This window comes from Bradyrhizobium valentinum (assembly GCF_001440405.1).
GTDB classification, from domain to species: domain Bacteria; phylum Pseudomonadota; class Alphaproteobacteria; order Rhizobiales; family Xanthobacteraceae; genus Bradyrhizobium; species Bradyrhizobium valentinum.
The window spans coordinates 28,252-48,849 of the sequence record NZ_LLXX01000157.1; the positions used below are offsets into that span (position 1 = coordinate 28,252).

Consider the following 20,598-nt stretch of genomic DNA (forward strand, 5'->3'; position numbering starts at 1 on the left):
AGCAATGCAATTGAAAACACCGACGCGCCCAATAAGAGGGCACGCGAAATCCTAGCCCCGTCAGCCATACAACCCCAACCCCGCCAATCTCTGTTCTTGGGTCTGGCTGGCGGGCGCTGCGCATAAGTCGCAAGCTGCTTGCTGGCTGCCACATTCGCGACGCAGGCACGTGCCCGCATCGTGTCATACTTGGTTACGTGGCGGGTTCCGGGCGGTCAAGAACCGCATCAGGCACTTTATATCAATTGTAAATTGCCACGGTTGGATTGCGGCACACCGCAACTGTACAAACATGGCATCAGACAGAGCTTTCGGGGCGCCACAAACCAGATGTCCGCAGCAACAGGAGACAAACTCGGCGGTGCCCGGACGCAAGCCGGTAAGTCCACCGCCCGATCGCTTGCCATCAACGGCAACCGGATCGACAGCCGCGAACTGTTCGCGACCGAGCGCGAGATCATCATCGCGCATGGGGAGGACAATTATCGCCTGCGACTGACCTCGCAGAACAAGCTGATCCTGACCAAGTGAACCTGACCAAGCGAACTCAACCAGGTGACCCGGCAATGACAATTTGTCGTACGCTCGCATTGTCCGCCGCCGCGGGCTGTTTCCTGCTCGGCGGCGTCGCGGTCGCTGCGGGCATTACGGTGCATGATGCCCGTAACCGCGACGTCACGATCTCAGATCCCGCGCGGATCGTCTCGATCGGCGGCGCGATTACCGAAATTCTCTATGCCCTGGGCTTCGAGGACAGGCTGGCCGGCGTCGACTCCACCAGCTTCTATCCGCCGGCAGCGCTGCGTGACAAACCGAATGTCGGCTATATGCGCCAGCTTTCGGCTGAGGGCGTTCTTGGGCTCAATCCCTCGCTGGTACTGGCAGTGCAGGGATCCGGGCCGAAGGAAACCATGGACGTGCTGGAGGCGGCCAAGGTGCCGCTGGTGCTGGTACCCGAAACCTTCTCGGAAGCGGGCCTGATCGACAAGATCAAGCTGGTCGGTCACGCCATGGGCGCGGACAAGCGCGCCGAATGCCTGACGGCAGCGGTCGCCGGCGATCTGGCCCAACTGCGCGAGCTGCGCGCCAAGGTGACCAAGCCGGTCCGCGTGATGTTCGTGATGTCGCTGCTGAACGGCCGGGCGATGGCCGCCGGAAAAAATACCGCGGCGAATGAGATCATCGCGCTCGCCGGTGGCGTCAACGCCATCGATAGCTATGACGGCTACAAGATCATCAATGATGAGGCGATCGTCGCGGCAAAGCCCGACGTCGTGCTTTCGATCCAGCGCGGCAAGGACTCGGTGGAAGCGGAAGCCGTATATGTCCATCCCGCCTTCGCGCTGACCCCGGTCGCGGCCAACAAGACCTTCATCTCCATGGAAGGCCTCTATCTGCTCGGCTTCGGCCCGCGCACGGCAGCCGCAGCGCGCGATCTCTCGGTCAAGCTCTATCCGGCGCTGGCGCCGCAGGCGGAGAAGTTCAGGCCGGCGGCACTCACCGCCGATTGCCGGCAATGACCGCACTCACTGAAGCAGGCGCGAAGCGCCGCAGCGGATATGCGTTTCGCCCGCCGGCTTCGCTGACCCTCATCTGCCTGATCGCCGCACTTGCCGGTGCGGCACTGGTCGCACTCACAATGGGCGCCGCCGGAATTCCGCTGGCGCGGCTGCCTGCCGCACTCGGCCTGTGGGCGGACGCCTCAGCCAGTTCAACGCTTGCGCGCGACCAGCTCGTGCTGTGGTCAATCCGGATCCCGCGGATCGGCGCGGCTGCCATGGTTGGCGCCTTGCTCGCGGCATCGGGAGCCATCATGCAGGGGCTGTTTCGCAACCCTCTCGCCGACCCCGCACTGGTCGGCGTTTCCTCCGGCGGCGCGCTGGCGGCAGCCGCCGCGATCGTCTTCACTGACAGCCAGATCGGCCAAAACCTCCGCTTTATGCAGCATCAGTTGCTGCCGATCGCGGCCTTCGCGGGCTCGCTGGCGACCACGATTATCCTTTATTCGATCGCGAGCCGCTCGGGGCGGACGTCGATCGCGATCTTCCTGCTGGCCGGCATTGCCATCGCCGCGATCGCCAATGCCGGCATCGGGCTACTCGTGTTCATCGCCGACGACCGCCAGTTGCGCGACATCACATTCTGGCTATTGGGCTCGCTGAGCGGTGCAACCTGGCCCAAGCTCGCCACGCTGGCACCGGTGCTGGGCCTGGCCGCGATCGCCTGCCTCTCGATTGCGCGCGGGCTCGATGTACTGGTGCTGGGCGAGGCCGAGGCATTTCACAGCGGCGTCGATGTCGAACGGCTGAAGCGGATTTCGATCGTGCTGGTGTCGGCGATGACGGGGGTCGCCGTCTCCGTCTGCGGCGTCGTCGGATTTGTCGGCATTGTGGTGCCGCATCTGTTGCGGCTTTTGATCGGACCGGGGCACCGGCTGCTGCTGCCGGCCTCAATGCTATTGGGTGCAGTGCTGCTGGTCGGCGCCGATACGCTGGCCCGCACCATCGTGGCGCCCGCGGAAATGCCGATCGGCATCCTCACGGCTGCGATCGGCGCGCCGTTCTTCCTGGGCATGCTGCTGCGCCAGCGCGGGCTGGTTTCGCTATGACCGCCATTCTCGAAGCGCAGTCGATCTCGATGACGGTCGGCGGCGCCACGCTGGTCGACGGCATCGATCTGCGCATCGCAGCCGGCGAGATGGTCGCGATCGTCGGCCCCAACGGCGCCGGCAAATCGACGCTGCTGCGGATGTTGTCCGGCGATCTCCGCCCGACGCGCGGGCAGATCAGGCTAAAGCAGCGCAACATCGACGCCTATCCGCCACGCTTTCTCGCCCGTCACCGCGCGATGCTGTCGCAGCATGTCAACGTCACCTTCCCGTTCACGGTCGAGGAAATCGTCCATATGGGCGCGGGGGATAGCGGCCGGGCCGCCGCGCAGCGGCTGGTGGATGCGGCGCTCGGCGAGGTCGATCTCGCCCATTTCAGCCATCGGCAATTGCCGACGCTCTCCGGCGGAGAACAGCAGCGCGCGCATTTCGCCCGCGTGCTGGTGCAGCTCACCTGCGGTGAAGAACAGCACGGCCCGGGCCTTCTGCTGCTGGACGAGCCGACATCGAGCCTCGACATGCGCCACCAGATCGATCTGGTGGAAACGGCGAAACGGCGTGCGCAAAACGGCACGGCCGTGATCGCCGTGCTGCACGATCTCAATCTGGCGATGCGATTCGCCGATCGCATCGTGCTGCTGCATCGCGGCCGGCTCGCCGTCGACGGTGGCCGCACGGACGCGATCACGGCCGAAACCATCCGCAGGATCTTCGAGGTCGACGTGACGATCGACTACACCGAGCAGGGCGTGCCGTTCCTGCTGCCGCAGACCATGCGTCCGGCAGGCGCGCCGACGGCATAACAGCGCAAGGCTTATCCAACGGCGTTACAGGTTCTTCACGGAACTGTCAGCCAACTGTAACACCCCTCCGCAAAGACAGGCGCATCGTCATTCACAGGAGATCCGCCATGCGCGTGTCATTGCTCTGCTCCGTCGCGTCAGTCTTTCTGGCCGGCGCCGCCTTCGCCCAAGGCGAAGGCGAATTTCCCGCAACGCTGAAGGGACACGCGGTGCTGCCGGCGCAGACTTTCATCGATGCGCCCACGGATGCGCCCGAAGATCTCAAGACCGCGGGCAAATACACCACCGGCAAGCGCGTCGACGCCGTCGGCAGCGTGATGGGTAAATCCTACGAGCGCCCGACCGGCGTGTCGCTACCGTTCAAGGGCCAGCCGCTGCAGGGCCATTCCGGCATCAAGGTGATGCCGGACGGTTCGTTCTGGGTGCTCACCGACAACGGCATGGGCTCGCGTTACAACTCGGCCGACTCGATGCTGTATCTCAACCGGCACAAGATCGACTGGGCGAGTGGCAAGATCGAGCGCCAGGAAACCATCTTCCTGCACGATCCCGACAAGAAGGTGCCGTTCCGCATCCTGCACGAGGACACCGCAAAGCGTTATCTCACCGGCGCCGATTTCGACACCGAAGGTTTTCAGATCGTCGGCGACACCTTCTGGATCGGCGACGAGTTCGGCCCCTATGTGCTGAAGGCCGACAAGACCGGCAAGATCCTCGCCGTCTTCGAAACCAGCGCCGACGGCAAGCCGGTGCGCTCGCCCGATCATTGGTCAGTGCAGTCGCCGGCCGCCCCAGGCGCGAGCTACACCACCGTCAATCTGCGCCGCTCCAAGGGCTATGAAGGTTTTGCCGCCTCGAAGGACGGCAAATTCCTGTATGGTCTGCTCGAGGGCCCGCTGTGGGATGCCGAGAAGAAGGACGTTGAAAAGGTCGACGGCAAGGAAGCCGCGCGGATCCTCGAATTCGACGTTGCGGCCGAAAAATTCACCGGGCGCTATTGGCATTATGTGTTCGAGCACAACGGTCACGCTATCGGCGACTTCAATATGATCGATGGGTCAAGCGGCCTGATCATCGAACGCGACAATGGCGAGGGCACCGCGGACAAGGCCTGCCCGGCCGGCCAGCGCGGCGAGAACTGTTTTGCCGACCTCGCGAAGTTCAAGCGTGTCTACAAGGTCGAACTCTCCGACGCCAATGTCGGCAAGCCGGTGCGCAAGATCGCCTATGTCGACCTGATGAAGATCAAGGATCCCGACAAGAAGGCCCGCAAGCCGCTCAACGACGGCGTGCTGACCTTCCCGTTCTTCACCATCGAGAACGTCGATCGCGTCGACGACACGCATATCATCGTCGGCAACGACAACAATCTGCCGTTCTCGTCCAGCCGCGAGCCGAACAAGGCCGACGATAATGAGTTCGTGCTGCTGGAAGTCGGTGAGTTTCTGAAGGCGAAGTGATTCTATCGCCTCATCCAACCTCGTCGTCCCTGCGAACGCAGGGACCCATACCGCGTGATCTCTCTTTTTGGCTGCCGGGGCAGACACCTTCCTTCAAAACGAAGGCCGGTGGCTATGGGTCCCCGCGTTCGCGGGGACGACATTGGGAGAGATGGTGCGCAACATCTCTGTCAGCTCGCAGCACATTGGATGCCCCGCCCGCGGGGCATGACGGAGAAGATAGATGCGCGCGCTCAGCCCGCCGGCACCATCACGACGCCCTTGTCCTTCGGCCAGCGGATCCGCCAGGCGAAGTTGATGTCCCTGACCTCGCCGGGCTTGGCTTCAAAAGCCCATTCCAGCACGCCGCGTCTGTCGCGGAGGTTGCTCGCGGTCGGCGGCGTCGTGGACGACAGCATTTCGACCTGGATTTCCTCGTTCTCGCTGACCGGCAACTGGTCCTCAATCGCGATCCGAAGCGGGAAATCATGGCCGTTGCGCACGGTAGTCTTGAACGCGCGCTCGTCGGTCTTCGACGTCGTCACGATTAGGCCGGCCGATCCCTCGTTGCGCTTGAGGACGGTGCGCTCGATCTTGATCTTGTCGTCGGCGCCGAAGCCGAGCCGCACGGTCTCGTCCTTAGCTGCAGCAGCCATGTGCCCACGGCCAACGAAGACGCCGTCGCGATAGATCGCGACCCGGCCCGGCAATAGCGGCGCGTCCTCGTTCTGCCTGAAGCTCGCTTCGAGGAACGCGGTCGGATCCTTCACTGGCGCGGCGCGCACGGCGAGATCGGGAGCAATGGTCGCGGTGGAAACACGCAGGCTCTTGGCGCCTTCGCTGGCACTGAGGCTGACGCGGCCGGGAATTTTGAACACCACCTGGAAGCCGCTGACATCAGCCGTAGCCTGCTGTTCCTCGGCCTTCCCGGCGAGCGCCTCCGCTACCTGGGGCGCCGGTGCTGAGCGCAGCAGCGGCTTCGCATTATCCATCAAGCCGCCGCTGGCCGACTGAGCAGGACGCGGCGGTTGCGGATATTGCACAATCAGCGAGCCCAGATCCGGCACGCTGCCGCCACGCGCGGTGCGCACGGTCGAGACGCTGAGCGCGACGTTGGACCAATCCTCGCCGGTGGCTTGCGTGATTTCGGCGCGGCGCACCAGTTCGAGCGCGGGCTTGCGGTCCTTGGCGCCGGTGTCGAGACGGGCGTCGTAGAGCGGCGTCCAGCGCGCGTTGCGCACCGTATAGGTGACCCGCAGCGTCGCCTTGGTCGCGGCTGCGGTCGCGAGCTCGATCCGGACTTCCAGCTTGATCGGCGGCTTCTGCGCCCGGTCCTGTTCGACGCGCGCGATTTCGCGGTCGAGTTCGCGCTGCTTGCGTTCGGCGTCGCGGATGGCGGTATCGGCACTGGCGATTTCCTCCCCGACCGCGGCAAAGGCCACACGCCATTCGGCGATCGGCCGCGCCTCACCCTTGTCGCCGATCCCTGCGGGAGACGTATCCGCAAAGCGCTCGGCGAACTTGCGCCGCGCGGTAGCCGCATCGATTGCGCCTTGCAGATTGGCCCGCTCGTCCTTCAGGGCCTCGATGCGCTTGTCGAGTTCGGGCAGATTGACCGGCGGCGCCGCGCGCGGCGGTTTTGCGTCGATCGCGCCGATCGTGAGTTTCGCGCCGGCTTCACCCTCGACCCTAAGCGACGAGGGATCGAGCGTTAACGGAAAATCCTTGAGAACGGCGGAGTTCTCGCCGGCCGGCAGATCGAGCGAGATGATCCGCGTGACGCTGGCGCCATCGGGATATACGGTAACCGCATCGACCGCCGAGCTGGCGGCCAATTCGGCCGCGCGCACCGCGCCGGCGGCAAGCGCCGCGAGCGCGACGAGGCTCGTCGTCAAAAAAACATTCGCAATCAATCGCATGGATACCCTCCTGAACCATTCGCCGGACGGCGACGGGCAACAACACCCACCACTCCCGGTCATGAGACGCAGCGAGGGAGAAACTGGTTCGATTGGAATTCCATGCGGCTTCGCCGCGGCGGGCCCGCGGCGAAGGATAAGCAATCCCCTCTCTGAAGGGAAAAGGACGACGCGATTTTTAGAACGCGAGCGCCTTGGCCTGCTTCACCTGCGGCAGCTTCTGCACCTTGGCAAGTACCTCCGCCGGCACAGGCCCGTCGATCTCGACCAGCGCGATGGCGTCACCGCCCTGCTTGACGCGGCCGAGATGGAAGGTGGCGATGTTGATCTTGGCGTCGCCGAGCAGGCTGGCGAAGCTGCCGATGAAGCCGGGCTTGTCCTCGTTGGTGACATAGATCATCGACTTGCCGAACTCGGCATCGACCCGGATGCCCTTGATGTCGACCAGCCGCGGCTTGCCGTCGTGATAGACGGTGCCGGAGACGGAACGCTCCTGCCGTTCGGTGGTGACGGTCACCGTGATCAGGCTTTCGTAATCGCTCTGCGCCGCGCGTACGATCTCGTCGACCACCATGCCGCGCTCCTTCGCGACGACCGGCGCGGAGACCACGTTGACCTCGCCCAGCATCGGGCGCAGCAGGCCCGACAGCACCGCCGAGGTGATCGCCTTGATCTTCATCTCGGCGACGTGTCCCTCATAGGTGATCTGGACTTTCAGGATGCCGCTCTCGGTGAGCTGGCCCGCGAACGAGCCGAGCTTTTCGGCGAGTTCGATGAACGGCTTCAGCTTCGGCGCTTCCTCCGCCGTGATCGAGGGGAAGTTCACCGCGTTCGAGATCGCGCCGGTCAGCAGGTAATCCGACATCTGCTCGGCGACCTGCAGCGCGACGTTTTCCTGCGCTTCCGTGGTGGAGGCGCCGAGATGCGGCGTGCAGATCACGCTGGGATGGCCGAACAGCACGTTCTTGGTGGCGGGCTCCTCGACGAACACGTCGAAGGCGGCGCCGGCGACATGCTCGGAATTCAGCGCATCGACCAGCGCCCGCTCGTCGACCAGGCCGCCACGGGCGCAGTTGACGATACGCACGCCCTTCTTCATCTTGGCGATCGCCGCCGCATCGATGATGTTCCTGGTCTTCTCGGTCAGCGGCGTGTGCAGCGTGATGAAATCGGCACGCTTAAGCAGTTCGTCGAGTTCGACCTTCTCGACGCCGATGTCCTTGGCGCGTTCCGGCGACAGGAACGGATCGAACGCGACCACCTTCATTTTCAGACCAAGCGCGCGGTCCGCGGCGATCGAGCCGATATTGCCGCAGCCGATCACGCCCAGCGTCTTGCCGGTGATCTCGACGCCCATGAAGCGGTTCTTCTCCCACTTGCCGGCCTGCGTCGAGGCGTCGGCCTGCGGAATTTCACGCGCCAGCGCCAGCATCAGCGTGATCGCATGTTCGGCGGTCGTGATCGAATTGCCGAACGGCGTATTCATCACGATGATGCCCTTGGCGGTGGCCGCGGGAATCTCGACATTGTCGACGCCGATGCCGGCGCGCCCGATCACCTTGAGCTTCTTTGCTTTCTCGATGATCTTCGCGGTCGCCTTGGTGGCGGAGCGTATCGCAAGACCGTCGTAATTGCCGATGATCTCGGCGAGCTTGTCCTTGTCCTTGCCGAGATTGGGCTGGAAGTCGACCTCGATGCCGCGGTCTTTGAAGATCTGCACGGCGGCGGGCGAGAGTGCATCGGAAATGAGAACTTTGGGTTTGGACATTGGAGTGATCCTTCACACCCTCCCCTGGAGGGGGAGGGTCGGCGCGAAGCGCCGGGGTGGGGTGAAACTGTCGCTGCGAACTCTGCGTGCGTCGGGCGCGGAGATATCACCCCACCCCGACGCATCCTTCGGATGCGTCGACCCTCCCCCTCCAGGGGAGGGTGACGATCAAGCGGCCTTCGGCAGCGCGGCCTTGGCCTCGGCAAACGCCCAGTCGATCCACTGCGTCAGCAGCGCAACGTCGGAGGCTTCCACGGTGGCGCCGCACCAGATCCGCAGGCCCGCAGGCGCATCGCGGTAATAGGCGAAGTCGTAACCGGCGGCTTCCTTCTCGACCAGCGCGACCAGCTTCTTGGAGAACTCCGCCTGCGCATCCGCCGTCAGCGAGGTGATCGCGGGATCTGTGAACTTCAGGCACACCGAGGTGTTGGAACGAATCGAGGCATCCTTCGCCAGGAAATCGATCCACGGCGTCTTCGCCTTCCAGTCCGAAAGCACCTTGGTGTTGGCGTCGGCGCGCGCGATCAGCGCCTTGAGGCCGCCGATCGATTTCGCCCAGTTCAGCGCATCGAGATAATCCTCGACGCACAGCATAGACGGCGTGTTGATGGTCTCGCCTTCGAAGATGCCCTGGTTGAGCTTGCCGCCCTTGGTCAGGCGGAAAATTTTCGGCAGCGGCCAGGCCGGCTTGTAGGTCTCGAGCCGCTCCACCGCGCGCGGTGAGAGGATCAGCATGCCATGCGCGGCCTCGCCGCCCAGCGCCTTCTGCCAGGAGAACGTCACCACATCGAGCTTTGCGAAATCGAGTGCTTGCGCAAACGCAGCCGACGTCGCGTCGCAAATCGTGAGGCCTTGGCGGTCCGCGCTGATCCAGTCGGCGTTTGGCACGCGCACGCCTGAAGTCGTGCCGTTCCAGGTGAAGACGATGTCGGACGCCGGATCGGCTTTGTTCAGGTCGGGAAGATCGCCATAGCCGGCATGCAGCTTGGTGACGTCCTTCAGCTTCAATTCCTTGACGATGTCGCTGACCCAGCCCTCACCAAAGGATTCCCAGGCGATCGTGGTGACGGGCCGCGCGCCGAGCAGCGACCACAGCGCCATTTCGACCGCGCCGGTATCGGACGCCGGCACGATGCCGATCTTGTAGCCGGCCGGCACTTCAAGCACTTCGCGCGTCAGTTCGATCGCGAGCTTGAGCTTGGCCTTACCAATCTTCGCGCGATGCGAGCGGCCGAGGGCTGCATCCTTGAGATTTTGGGGGTTCCAGCCGGGGCGCTTGGCACAGGGGCCGGAAGAAAAATGCGGCACGTTCGGCCGCGAAGCGGGCTTCGCTACAGTCATGATCTATCCTTCCAGATAGTAAGCCTCCCGTTGGGGGGAGGTGTCCCGCCGCGGTGCATAAGGTAAACGGGCCCGATCGTCAAGAAACTTCGGAAGCTTCACGCCCGATTGATGGCTGTTCGCCCTCGGAAGACGCCGGCCCTTGCTGCAGAAGTTCGGCGGCGTCGGTGACCAGTTTGTCGGCCTGTCGCCGGCTCGAGACCTTCAAAATGCTGGCCTCTCCGGCCTGCACGACATATTCGCTTCCGATCCGGACAATCGAATATTTCTTCATTGGAGATCCCCAAAGCTGCCCAAGCCCCATGGGAGACGCCGGCATAGCGGAGACGTTCCTGTCCGTAAAATCACGGAAGCACGCGTAGTTTATCGGTTGTTAACCGGATCGAACAGTGACGACTACCTCAGGCATTCGTCGCCGATGCGCTTCAACCGCAGTTGCTGATCTTTGTTCTGGCGCGTTTTCTTTACGCGAACCGGATTGCATCCCGCATCAAGTGCGGGACAGGCTTCGCTCGAAAACGCTACAGCGATCAAAATCGCAAGGTCATGCCGACATGGCTGCGCGCAAAGCCCAGCCGCTCATAAAATCGTTGCGCATCGACGCGGCTGTGGTGCGTCAGCAATTCGACCAGCTTGCATTCCTTGGCGCGTGCTTCCGCAATCGCCCACTGCACCATCTGCTCGCCGATGCCGCGGCTGCGGCAGTGGCTGGCGACGCGGACATCCTCGATCAGACCGCGCGAGGCGCCCTGCGAGCTCAGCCCCGGCAGAATGCAGAGCTGCAGGCAACCGACCACGGCGCCCTCGCCGTCCTCGGCGACCACAAGCTGGATGTTCGGGTCGCGGTCGATTGTCGCGAACGCCGTGAAATAGCATTGCGGCAGCGGATCCTCGATCCGCTCACGACCGCCGCCGAGCGGATCGTCCGCCAGCATGGCGACGATGATGCTGACGTCCTCGCGGCGTGCGCGGCGGATCGTGACCTCTGTGATGGCAGGCATGACAGTTTCCGGTGAAGTCAGCGCGCCGGCTGCAGGCCAAGGAATTTTTCGGTCTCGCCGATCCAGCGGCGCACCGCGGCATAGCCGTCAAGATGAAAGCCGCCTTCATGCGCCACGCGCGTATAGGCCAGGAGCGATATGTCGGCGAGCGTGACGGCGTCGCCGACCAGAAATGGCGTGATGGCGAGTTGATGCTCCATCCGCGCCAGCGCCGCATAGCCGCGCTTGACCTTGTCGGGGTCGAGATCGGAAGCCGGCTTGCCCAGATAGAACATCAGGAAGCGACATACGGCGATGTACGGCTCATGGCTGTACTGTTCCCAGAACAGCCACTCGTCCATCTTCGCTTCCGCGAACGCATCTTGCGGAATGAGACGGGAGCCGCGGGCAAGATAACGGATGATGGCGTTGGACTGCGCCAGCGTGCGGCCGTCGGCGAGTTCGATCGCCGGCACCTGGCCGGCGCCGTTGAGCTTGAGGAATTCCGCGGTCCGCGTCTCGCCCTTGAGCGTATCGACCGCTACCCAGGTGTAGGGCAGCGCGAGATGGTCGCACACCCACTTCACCTTCAGGCAATTGCCGGAATTGGTATCGCCGTAGACTTTCATGCGCTGCCCTCGTTAGAGCGACAGTGCAACAGGCGGCGACAGATCTGTCAACGGCGCCGGGATGCGGCTGTCGGCGAGATCAGAATTTGTAGCCGAGGCCGGCGCGGACAGTGTTGATGCTGGTGTCGACCGAAGAGGCAAAGCGCACGTATTCCCATTCCGCGCGCATGAACAGGCCCGCTATCAACATCACTTCGGTACCGAGACCGAACGAATAGCCGTAGATCAAATGACTATACTGGGCGTCGGTTGCGCTGACATCGAACGGCACGTTATTGAAAGGCGGCGCGACGGCCGGATTGACCTGAGTTCCGAAAACACGGGCGGTGCGAATGATATCGGCCTGCCCGAGTGCGACGCCGGCAAACATATAAGGGAGGAACGAGCCATACGCATAGCCGCCGCGGACTCGAAGCGTTCCCATGTCGGAAATATTCATCCGCGCAGTCCCTTCGTAGGTGGCGCCGACCGTGTACCCGGAGGGAAGCCCGAAGAACCGCGACATCCTGCCGGTTTGCGAGCCGCCGAATTTGCCGTGCGTGTAATTCAATTCAACGCCTACGACGACGTCGGTCCACTGGAAGTTGTAGCCGACGAATCCGCCGAACCCCTCTCCGTGGGCCGAAACTTTTCCCATGATCGGCCACTCCGATATTCGCTGGACGCTCTCCATCTCCGTGCCGTCCAAGAGGCGCGCCGTGATGGTCCTCGTCGAATTCGCAAAATTCATGTTGGAGGTGCCATAGGCGGCATGTCCGCCGATGTAGCCGCCTTGCCAGTTCACCGTGCTGGTGCTCAGCCCTTCGGTGAAGCTGCCGCGGAGAAACGGCAGGTCCGGCATATCAGCCGCCTGGGCGACACTCGCCGCTCCGCATATCACAGCCACCAGCAACAATCGACGCATCGCAACGCTCCATCGAACACTTTGAACTTGCATTGATCATCGCCTGTTAACCTTAACCAATCGTTCTCGCGTGCACCGATTAGGCGCGATCTTGTCGGAAAATCGCCGAACATTTTCGCGCGGACGCGGCTCCCGCATCGCCATGCACAAAAAGCAAACGGCGCGGGAAATGCCCCGCGCCGTTTGGCAACCGTTAACGAATGGAAGTCGCGATTAACCTTTGCGGATCAGCGGCGGCGGTGCGTAGACCTGCGGGCTGGTCAGATCCCAGCGCACGCCGAGCTTCAGGTCATGCGAGGTGATGTCCTTGAACTTGAAAACATTGTTGGTGGTCGCCCCGGTGAAGTCCGAGAGGACGCCGGTTTGTCCTTCACCCAAATTGACATAGCTGTAGGCAAGTTCGAGCACGAGATTTGGATTGACCTGATAGGCAAGACCAGCGTGGGCTGCCCACGCGAAATTCCACTTCGAGCCGGCCGGCGCGCTCGCGAAACTCGTCGTTGTGAATGGCAGATTGTTCGTGCCCGTATCCGTAAAGTTCGAGATCGTCACGCGCGCGCCCCCGACGCCGGCGCCGATGAACGGGGTAATGCACCACCAGGTGCCGAGATCGACATAGGCATTGGCCATCACCAGCCACTCGGACTTGCTGCCACCGTAGTTGTCGATCCCATTATAAGGTACGCCCCCGGCAGTTCCGGTGAAGCGGTCGGTCGCCTTAAAATTGGCGTTGCCACGATACTGCCCGGTCAGGTCAGCCCGAAACCAGTTGTTGACCCGGTACCCGACACCGAGACCAAAGATGCCAGCAGCGTCGAATGCAGACTGCTGCTCGAACGAGGTGAGCTGCGAGTAGGCGGACTCACGGCCATAGTGAACGTCCTTCACTCTCTGATTGCTGAAGCCGATGTCGCCGCGCAGATACCAGCCGCCGAAATCCTCGACCACGGCCGGCGCATATGCTGGAGGAGGTGCAATCGCCATGTCGGCAGCAAACGCCGCCTGGGACAACAAAGTGGCCGCACCGGCGGCAATGAAAGACTTAACGCTACGCATTGGCTTCGTCCTTTGTCCGGTGAGGCTGAATACAAAGGCCCCACTTCAAAAACTCACGGACGGACGATGGCATTAAATGCTTAAGCGGCGCTTAACCCTAATTATTAAGGTTGACAATCTCTGACTTTCTTTCGTGGCGCTGTTTGCGGCGCAAGTCCATGATGCATTTGCAGCACGAAAAAAGATGGAGGAGGAGCCGCCATATCCTAACGATGTCTTGAGACAAACGCTCTCGCCGCCGCGCCGTTAAGATTTTGTTGATGCGGCCGTGGCGCCCTCACCTCGCCGGGACTCGTCGGCGCGCTCAGCGCGCGTGCATTGGCATCTTTGGCAGGAACACCGCGAGCAGACCGAGCGCGGGCAGGAATGCGCAGAGATGATAGACGAACGCAATCCCGGTGTGGTCGGCGAGCTTGCCGAGCACCGCGGCGCCAAGTCCGCCGATGCCGAACGCGACGCCGAAGAACACGCCCGAGATCATGCCGAAGCGGTGCGGCATCAGTTCCTGCGCGAATACGATGATCGACGACGTCGCCGAGGAAATGATCAGGCCGATGATCACCGTCAGCACGGCGCTTCCGAGGAGGCCGGCATAGGGCAGCGCCAGTGTGAATGGCAGCGCGCCCAGGATCGAGAACCAGATGACGTATTTGCGTCCGAAGCGATCGCCGAGCGGGCCGCCGAAGAAAGCGCCCGCCGCATTGGCAGCGAGAAACAGGAAGAGGTAGAGCTGAGCTGCCTGTGTCGACACCTGAAACTTGTCGATCAGATAGAAGATGTAATAGCTCGAAAGGCTCGACACGTAGAGCTGCTTTGAAAACAGCAGCGCGACCAGCACAGCGAGCGCTATTCTGACGCGACGCGAATCCGGCAGGTCCGGATGACGCTCTACCACAGCCGATTTCTTCGTCGCGATCTGCGGCTTGTACCAGACGCCGATCCGCCACAGGATCACGATTGCCAGAAACGCGATCGATGAAAACCAGGCGATCGAGGGTTGGCCGAACGGCACCACGATCAGCGCCGCGAGCACCGGCCCCATCGACGTGCCGAAACTACCGCCGAGCTGAAACACCGATTGCGCGAAACCGTAGCGGCCGCCCGAGGCGAGGCGAGCGATCCGCGCCGACTCAGGATGGAACACCGCCGAGCCAAGCCCGACCAGCGCGGCGGCGATCAGGATGATCGGATAGCGATGCGCAACGCTTAAGAGCAGCAAGCCGAAGAAGGTGAATCCCATGCCGATCGCGAGCGAAAACGGTTGCGCCTTCTTGTCGGTGAAGTGCCCGACCAAAGGCTGCAGCAGCGACGCGGTGAACTGGAACGCCAGCGTGATCATGCCGATCTGCGCATAGTCAAGCGCGTAAGCATCTTTCAGGATCGGATAGACCGACGCGATCAGCGACTGCATGGTGTCGTTGAGGAAATGCGAGAAGCTGATGCCGGCCAGCACGATGTAGGCTGGTCCCGCCACGGCCGCCTTGACGTCAACGCCCGCCGCCACGTCCGGCACGGCCACCGGCGCAGTCAGCGTTTCCTCATTTACGATAACGGGCTTGTTCAACGGCGCATCCCGAAAAAGAATCGCGGTCAGGCATGCGATTAGCTTTACGATCGCGCCATTGTCACGACCAGCATCAATAGCTTATGGCTGCGATGCGTTACGACGCACCGCCGATCAACGCTTCCGCACTGTCAGGATAAAGCTGGCTTATGCTGCTGCAGCGTGGCCGAGTGCATTGACAATCTGATCGACAACTTCCTCGACCAGGACGCGGTCGTCGCCCTCGCCCATCACGCGGATCACGGGCTCGGTGCCGGACGAACGGACCAGGAGCCGGCCGTGACCATTGAGGCGGCTCTCGCCGTCCAGGATCGCCGATTTCACCTCGGCATGGTCGAGCGGTTTGCCTGAGCGGTAGCGCACGTTCTTCAAAATCTGCGGCAGCGGATCGAAGCGGTGACACACTTCCGATACCGGACGGCGAAGCTTTTGCACCACCGCCAGCACCTGCAGTGCGGCAACGAAGCCGTCGCCTGTCGTGGCGTAGTCGGAGAGAATGATGTGGCCCGAGGGCTCGCCGCCGAGATTGTAGCCCTGCGTCAGCATCTGCTCGAGCACGTAGCGATCGCCGACCGGCGTGCGCACCATGCCGAGACCCTGTCCTTCGAGGAAGCGCTCGAGCCCGAGGTTCGACATTACGGTGGCGACGATGCCGGGCTTGGCCAGACGTCCATCTTCCTTCCAGCTTTGCGCGATCACGGCGAGCAACTGGTCGCCGTCGACCACATGGCCGCGCTCATCGACCAGGATGACGCGATCGGCGTCGCCGTCGAGCGCGATGCCGATATCGGCGCGCATTTCGCGCACCTTCTTGGCGAGCGCTTCCGGCGAGGTCGAGCCGCATTCCTTGTTGATGTTGAAACCATCAGGTTCGACGCCGATCGCAATGACGTCGGCGCCCAGTTCCCACAGCGCCTCCGGCACCACCTTGTAGGCCGCGCCGTGCGCGCAATCGATCACCACGCGCAGGCCGTCGAGCGAGAGTTCGCGCGGCAGCGTGCGCTTGGCGAATTCGATATAGCGGTCATGGACGCCGTCGATACGGCGGGCGCGCCCGAGGCTGGCGCTTTGCGCAAGGCGGCGGTCGATCGGCTCGTCGAGCAGTTGCTCGATCTGCTTCTCGACGTCGTCGGAAAGCTTGAAGCCCTGCGGGCCAAACAGCTTGATGCCGTTGTCCTCGAACAGATTGTGCGAGGCGGAAATCATCACGCCGAGGTCGGCGCGCATCGACTTGGTCAGCATCGCGACCGCCGGCGTCGGCATCGGGCCGAGCAGCAGCACGTCCATGCCAACGGAAGTAAAGCCGGCCACCATGGCGTATTCGATCATGTAGCCGGAGAGGCGTGTGTCCTTACCGATAACGACGCGGTGGCGGTGGTCACCGCGATGAAACACCAGCCCGGCCGCCTGCCCCACCTTGAGCGCGAGCTCCGGCGTAATCAAACCATTGGCGCGGCCCCGAATTCCGTCGGTACCGAAATATTTGCGGCTCATATAACCCCCGGCCATTCCGGGTCTTCTGCGGGCCATCATGGCCTCGAATCCCCGAATACCCACCATCGTAGCGTGGAGCGCGGTTATAGTCTCTCGGCCGCTAAAATGACTTCAAAAAATATGATGAATCATTACGGCCCAAAGCAGCCGTGAATTGCACACAACTTATTGTTTTTAATAGATATTTCTTGAAACCACAGCGCCACGCGCACTCGTGCGCTAGTTCCCCCGCTTGACGTGATGGTCGCCCTTCGAGGGCGGCGGCTGGATAACATTGACGGGGTCGGACGCCGGAAAGGTCTCTTCCAGCCCCTCGTCCAATGCGTCGTCGAGCCGGCGCTTTTCCTCTGAAACGGCCGAGCCGGCATCGTCGGGGGCAACTCTGCGCGGTCCGGTCATGGGATGTCCTCCCTGTCGGAATGGCGTCCAAGAGATGCGATTTGGCTGGCCATCCAACCATGCTAGATGACGACATCGCCAGGAAATTCAAGAAGGGGCCGGGATGTCCATGAAGCATATCACCTGCATCGAAGATTTGCGCCAGTTGCACAAGCGGCGCGTTCCCAAGGCCTTCTTCGACTATGCCGACCGCGGCTCCTACACCGAGGACACGCTGCGCGCCAATTCAGAGGATCTTCAGCAGATCAAGTTCCGCCAGCGCATCCTGGTCGACGTTTCCAGACGCGATCTCTCCACCACCATCCTCGGCGAGCCGGCCGCGATGCCGCTGATCCTGGCGCCGGTCGGCCTGCTCGGCATGCAGCATGGCGACGGCGAGATCCATGCCTGCCGCGCGGCCCAGGCGGCCGGCATTCCCTTCACCCAGAGCACGATGTCGATCTGCTCAATAGAGGATATCGCAGCTAGCGTCGACAAGCCGTTCTGGTTCCAGCTCTACGTGATGAAGGACCGCGGCTTCATCAAGGCGCTGATCGAGCGCGCGATCGCGGCAAAATGCTCGGCGCTGGTGCTGACCGTCGACCTGCAGGTGATCGGCCAGCGCCACCAGGACATCAAGAACGGCATGACGGTGCCGCCGGAATGGTCGCTGGCGAAGCTGATCGATTTCGCGACCAAGCCGGGCTGGGTGTCCGGCGTGCTGCGCGGTAAGCGCCGCACCTTCGGCAATCTCGCGGGCCACCTGAAGGTGAGCGAGGACATCACCGCGCTGTCGTCCTGGATCAACTCGCAGTTCGACACCACGCTGAACTGGAAGGACATCGACTGGATCCGCAGCATCTGGCCGGGCAAACTGATCCTGAAGGGCATTCTCGACGTCGAGGACGCCGAGATCGCAGCCAAGACTGGTGCGCAGGCCATCGTCGTCTCCAACCATGGCGGCCGCCAGCTCGACGGCGCGCCGTCCTCGATCGAGGTGCTGCCGGAGATCGTCGATTCCGTCGGCTCGCAGGTGGAGATCATGTTCGACGGCGGCATCCGCACCGGCATGGACGTGGTGCGCGCGCTCGCGCTCGGCGCCAAATCCTGCATGATCGGCCGCGCCTATGCCTATGGCCTGGGCGCCGGCGGAGAGGCCGGCGTCGCCAAGGCGCTCGACATTCTCGCCAAGGAAATGCTCACCACCATGGGATTGTGCGGCGTGAACACGATTGCCGAGATCGACGACAACGTGTTGGCGGTTTAACCCTCGCTCTCCGTCGTCCCGGACAAGCGGGGTTCCCTTCTTCCTTCTCCCCTTGTGGGAGAAGGAAGAAGAGAGGCTCTTCCGATCACATCGGCGGTGTAATCCCGTCACGGCCGACATTGACGCGAGCCGCTTCCAGCGTGCCGTCGTCCTTCTTCACCGCGCCGAAGATGATGATCTTCGCGCCGGGTTTCAGTTCGGACTTGTCACCGGCAACGAAGGTGACGACCGGCGTACCCTCCGGGACCACGACTTTCTTTTCACCGTCCTTGTATTTCACCAGAATGTTCTGGCCATCGGTGCCCTTCACCGTCTGGGCGACGGTGGCATTGGTCATGGTCGAGTTCGGCCGCTGGTCCCAGGGCCGGAAACCTTCGGCCGCGCCGCGCTGGTTTTCGGGGAAGATATGCACCGCGACCGCCTTCTGGGTGCCGTCCGGCTCCGGCATCCCGGTAACACCGATATAGGAGCCTTCCTTGATTTCCGACAGTTCGGTCTTGGCCACGCCGAACACCGCGACATTGTCGGTGACGCGGACTTTCATGTCGGTGCCCTCGCGCGATTTGATCGAAAGCACGGGCCCGTCGACAGCTTCGATGGTGCCGCGAATGCGGACCGTCGGCGGCTGCTGCGCTCCAGCCTCCGTCGCAAACAGAGCGACAAGGCCCAGCGAGGCCGCGAGCATGCGCGGCCATGAAGACGATTTCAGCATGGTGTTCCTCCCGAGGTGTGGTTGGCGCCCAACTCAACGCAAACACCGGACGGGAGCAGCTATTCCGCTTTAATGCTTGTTACCCGGTTCGTCATTCCGGGATGGTCCGAAGGACCAGACCCGGAATCTCGAGATTCCGGGTTCGATGCTGACGCAGCGCCCCGGAATGACGCTTCGCGTCACATCGGCGGGGTCAGCCCGTCCCGGCCGACGCTGACGCGGTTGGTCTCGAGCGTACCGTCCGGCAATTTCTTCATGAAGGCGATCACCTTGGCGCCGGGCTTGAGGTCGGACTTGCCGGCGGGAACGTAGGTCACAACAGGCGTCTCCGGGGAGACCACGACTTTCTTCTCGCCGCCCCGGTATTTGATCATCAGGGTGTGACCGTCATTGCCGACCACGGACTCCGCCACCGTAGCGTTGGTCATCGTGGAGTTGGGACGCAGATCATAGGCCCGCGAGCCCTCGCCGGTGCCGCGCATGGCTTCCGGAAACACGTGCACCTCCGCCGCATTCTGGCTGCCGTTAGGTCCCGGCACAGTGGTGGTGCCGATAAAGGAACCGACCTTGACGTCGGACAAGGAGATTTTGGTGATCCCGACGACGTTGATATCGCCGGTCATTCGCAGCCTGACGTCTTCACCGCCACGCGACTTGACGGCGAGCACGTCGCCATCGACGGCTTCGATGGTGCCGCGAACGCGTGTCGGCGTCGGCGGCTGCTGGGCTGTCGCGTAAAGCGTGGAGCCGGTAACCATCGCGACGGCGGCAAGCGAGCGAACGAGCTGATAGTGACGGACGGACATGCGGAGGTCTCCAATGGCGGCACTGACGTAGCCATTGACCCCGGCCTTTCAAAAAAATTCCGGCTCAAGTCTCCGCGATCAGCCGATCATGTATTTGTGAGATCGGCTTCGACGAGCGCGCGAAGTTCCGCCGTCACCTCGGGGCGCTTCCCGAACCACAATTCGAAGCCGCGCACCGCCTGGTGCAGCAGCATGCCGAGTCCATCGGCGGTCTTCAGCCCGCGCCCGCGTGACGCCACCAGCAATGGCGTATTGAGCGGCACGTACACGAGATCGGCGACGACGGCGTGCGGCGGCAACCGTCCGACGTCGAGTTCGAGCGCCGGCTGGCCGTGCATGCCGAGCGATGTCGTATTCACCAGCAGGCCTACGCGCGGCAGCAGATCACTGACCGCGTCCCATGCTACGGGGACAATGCTCGTGCCGAACTGATCCACCAGCGCGTGGGCCCGCTCGATGGTGCGGTTGGCGAGATGCACCCGCTTGATGCCGCGGTCGAGCAGCCCAAACAGCACGGCGCGCGATGAGCCGCCGGCGCCCAGCACCAGCGCTTCGTCGCATTTGTCCCATCCATTAGCGCAGGCATCGAGATTGTTGATAAAACCTTCGACGTCGGTGTTGGTCGAGCACAGCTCGCCATCAGCGAACCACAGCGTATTGGCCGCGCCGACCGCGCGGGCGCGGTCGTCCGGCTTCGACAGCGAAAGCGCCCGCTCCTTGTGCGGAATGGTGACGTTGGCGCCGACAAAGCCGCGGAGCGACAGCCGGAAGACGAAATCCTTGAACTCATCGGGCGGCACCGCCTCGATGACATAGCCGCCCTCGATGCCGAGCGTGCGCAGCCAGTAATGATGGATCAGCGGCGAGCGCGAATGCGCGGCCGGCCATCCGATCAGGCAGGCGGCGGGAGGTTTATCTTCCTTTGCCACT

General features: G+C 62.9%; 20 protein-coding genes. 6 read left to right on the plus strand and 14 right to left on the minus strand.

The features are described 5' to 3' along the window. The first annotated feature begins 330 nt into the window (after positions 1 to 330). From CP49_RS47970 to CP49_RS28035, 5 genes are all read left to right on the plus strand, one after another. Positions 331 to 531 (plus strand): hemin uptake protein HemP, encoded by a 201-nt coding sequence (locus tag CP49_RS47970; RefSeq protein WP_057853372.1) that lies wholly within the window; start codon positions 331 to 333, stop codon positions 529 to 531. 35 nt (positions 532 to 566) lie between these two features. Continuing rightward, positions 567 to 1,520: a heme/hemin ABC transporter substrate-binding protein gene (locus tag CP49_RS28020; RefSeq protein ID WP_057853373.1), complete on the plus strand. Its 954-nt coding sequence runs from the start codon at positions 567 to 569 to the stop codon at positions 1,518 to 1,520. Beyond that, a complete protein-coding gene (locus CP49_RS28025; protein ID WP_057853374.1) occupies positions 1,517 to 2,608 on the plus strand; it encodes a FecCD family ABC transporter permease in 1,092 nt (363 codons plus the stop codon). The genes CP49_RS28020 and CP49_RS28025 overlap by 4 nt, the downstream gene beginning before the upstream one ends. Next, positions 2,605 to 3,411 (plus strand): heme ABC transporter ATP-binding protein, encoded by an 807-nt coding sequence (locus CP49_RS28030; protein ID WP_057853375.1) that lies wholly within the window; start codon positions 2,605 to 2,607, stop codon positions 3,409 to 3,411. The genes CP49_RS28025 and CP49_RS28030 overlap by 4 nt, the downstream gene beginning before the upstream one ends. Positions 3,412 to 3,518: 107 nt before the next feature. Then, positions 3,519 to 4,871, plus strand: a complete 1,353-nt coding sequence (locus CP49_RS28035; protein ID WP_057853376.1) for an esterase-like activity of phytase family protein — start codon at positions 3,519 to 3,521, stop codon at positions 4,869 to 4,871. A 233-nt stretch (positions 4,872 to 5,104) separates the two neighbouring features. Here the strand turns inward: CP49_RS28035 and CP49_RS28040 are convergent, their stop codons facing one another. The 11 genes from CP49_RS28040 to CP49_RS28090 all read right to left on the minus strand — a co-directional run bounded on the left by CP49_RS28040 (position 5,105) and on the right by CP49_RS28090 (position 16,904). Further along, the gene (locus CP49_RS28040) at positions 5,105 to 6,769 is read right to left on the minus strand and encodes a mucoidy inhibitor MuiA family protein (protein ID WP_057853377.1); all 1,665 of its coding nucleotides are present in this window, start codon (positions 6,767 to 6,769) and stop codon (positions 5,105 to 5,107) included. Positions 6,770 to 6,947: 178 nt separating this feature from the next. Continuing rightward, on the minus strand, positions 6,948 to 8,537 hold the full coding sequence (gene serA, locus CP49_RS28045) for a phosphoglycerate dehydrogenase (RefSeq protein WP_057853378.1): 1,590 nt from the start codon (positions 8,535 to 8,537) through the stop codon (positions 6,948 to 6,950). Between the two features lie 168 nt (positions 8,538 to 8,705). Next, complete coding sequence (locus tag CP49_RS28050) at positions 8,706 to 9,878, minus strand: phosphoserine transaminase (RefSeq protein ID WP_057853379.1); 1,173 nt, start codon at positions 9,876 to 9,878, stop codon at positions 8,706 to 8,708. Positions 9,879 to 9,957: 79 nt separating this feature from the next. Then, on the minus strand, positions 9,958 to 10,152 hold the full coding sequence (locus CP49_RS28055; RefSeq protein ID WP_057853380.1) for a hypothetical protein: 195 nt from the start codon (positions 10,150 to 10,152) through the stop codon (positions 9,958 to 9,960). A gap of 256 nt (positions 10,153 to 10,408) precedes the next feature. Then, positions 10,409 to 10,879: a GNAT family N-acetyltransferase gene (locus tag CP49_RS28060; protein WP_057853381.1), complete on the minus strand. Its 471-nt coding sequence runs from the start codon at positions 10,877 to 10,879 to the stop codon at positions 10,409 to 10,411. Between the two features lie 17 nt (positions 10,880 to 10,896). Further along, entirely contained in the window at positions 10,897 to 11,487 is a 591-nt protein-coding gene (locus tag CP49_RS28065; protein ID WP_057853382.1) for a glutathione S-transferase family protein, read from the minus strand. A gap of 79 nt (positions 11,488 to 11,566) precedes the next feature. Next, on the minus strand, positions 11,567 to 12,391 hold the full coding sequence (locus CP49_RS28070) for an outer membrane protein (protein ID WP_057853383.1): 825 nt from the start codon (positions 12,389 to 12,391) through the stop codon (positions 11,567 to 11,569). 213 nt (positions 12,392 to 12,604) lie between these two features. Continuing rightward, positions 12,605 to 13,447, minus strand: coding sequence for an outer membrane protein (locus tag CP49_RS28075; RefSeq protein ID WP_082646287.1), 843 nt, complete (start codon positions 13,445 to 13,447; stop codon positions 12,605 to 12,607). A 304-nt stretch (positions 13,448 to 13,751) separates the two neighbouring features. Further along, on the minus strand, positions 13,752 to 15,011 hold the full coding sequence (locus tag CP49_RS28080; protein ID WP_057853384.1) for an MFS transporter: 1,260 nt from the start codon (positions 15,009 to 15,011) through the stop codon (positions 13,752 to 13,754). A 147-nt stretch (positions 15,012 to 15,158) separates the two neighbouring features. Next, positions 15,159 to 16,505 (minus strand): phosphoglucosamine mutase, encoded by a 1,347-nt coding sequence (glmM, locus tag CP49_RS28085; RefSeq protein ID WP_057853385.1) that lies wholly within the window; start codon positions 16,503 to 16,505, stop codon positions 15,159 to 15,161. A 219-nt stretch (positions 16,506 to 16,724) separates the two neighbouring features. Further along, complete coding sequence (locus CP49_RS28090) at positions 16,725 to 16,904, minus strand: hypothetical protein (RefSeq protein ID WP_057853386.1); 180 nt, start codon at positions 16,902 to 16,904, stop codon at positions 16,725 to 16,727. Between the two features lie 109 nt (positions 16,905 to 17,013). Between CP49_RS28090 and CP49_RS28095 the strand changes: the two genes are divergently transcribed. Further along, positions 17,014 to 18,150 carry an alpha-hydroxy acid oxidase gene (locus tag CP49_RS28095; RefSeq protein WP_057853408.1) on the plus strand — a complete coding sequence of 379 codons (1,137 nt, stop codon included), beginning with the start codon at positions 17,014 to 17,016 and terminating at the stop codon, positions 18,148 to 18,150. Positions 18,151 to 18,235: 85 nt separating this feature from the next. Here the strand turns inward: CP49_RS28095 and CP49_RS28100 are convergent, their stop codons facing one another. The 3 genes from CP49_RS28100 to CP49_RS28110 all read right to left on the minus strand — a co-directional run bounded on the left by CP49_RS28100 (position 18,236) and on the right by CP49_RS28110 (position 20,597). After that, positions 18,236 to 18,835: a single stranded DNA-binding domain-containing protein gene (locus CP49_RS28100; protein WP_057853387.1), complete on the minus strand. Its 600-nt coding sequence runs from the start codon at positions 18,833 to 18,835 to the stop codon at positions 18,236 to 18,238. A 206-nt stretch (positions 18,836 to 19,041) separates the two neighbouring features. Then, a complete protein-coding gene (locus CP49_RS28105) occupies positions 19,042 to 19,620 on the minus strand; it encodes a hypothetical protein (protein ID WP_420807660.1) in 579 nt (192 codons plus the stop codon). Between the two features lie 134 nt (positions 19,621 to 19,754). Beyond that, positions 19,755 to 20,597 carry a shikimate dehydrogenase gene (locus CP49_RS28110; protein ID WP_057853389.1) on the minus strand — a complete coding sequence of 281 codons (843 nt, stop codon included), beginning with the start codon at positions 20,595 to 20,597 and terminating at the stop codon, positions 19,755 to 19,757. Position 20,598 lies beyond the last annotated feature (1 nt).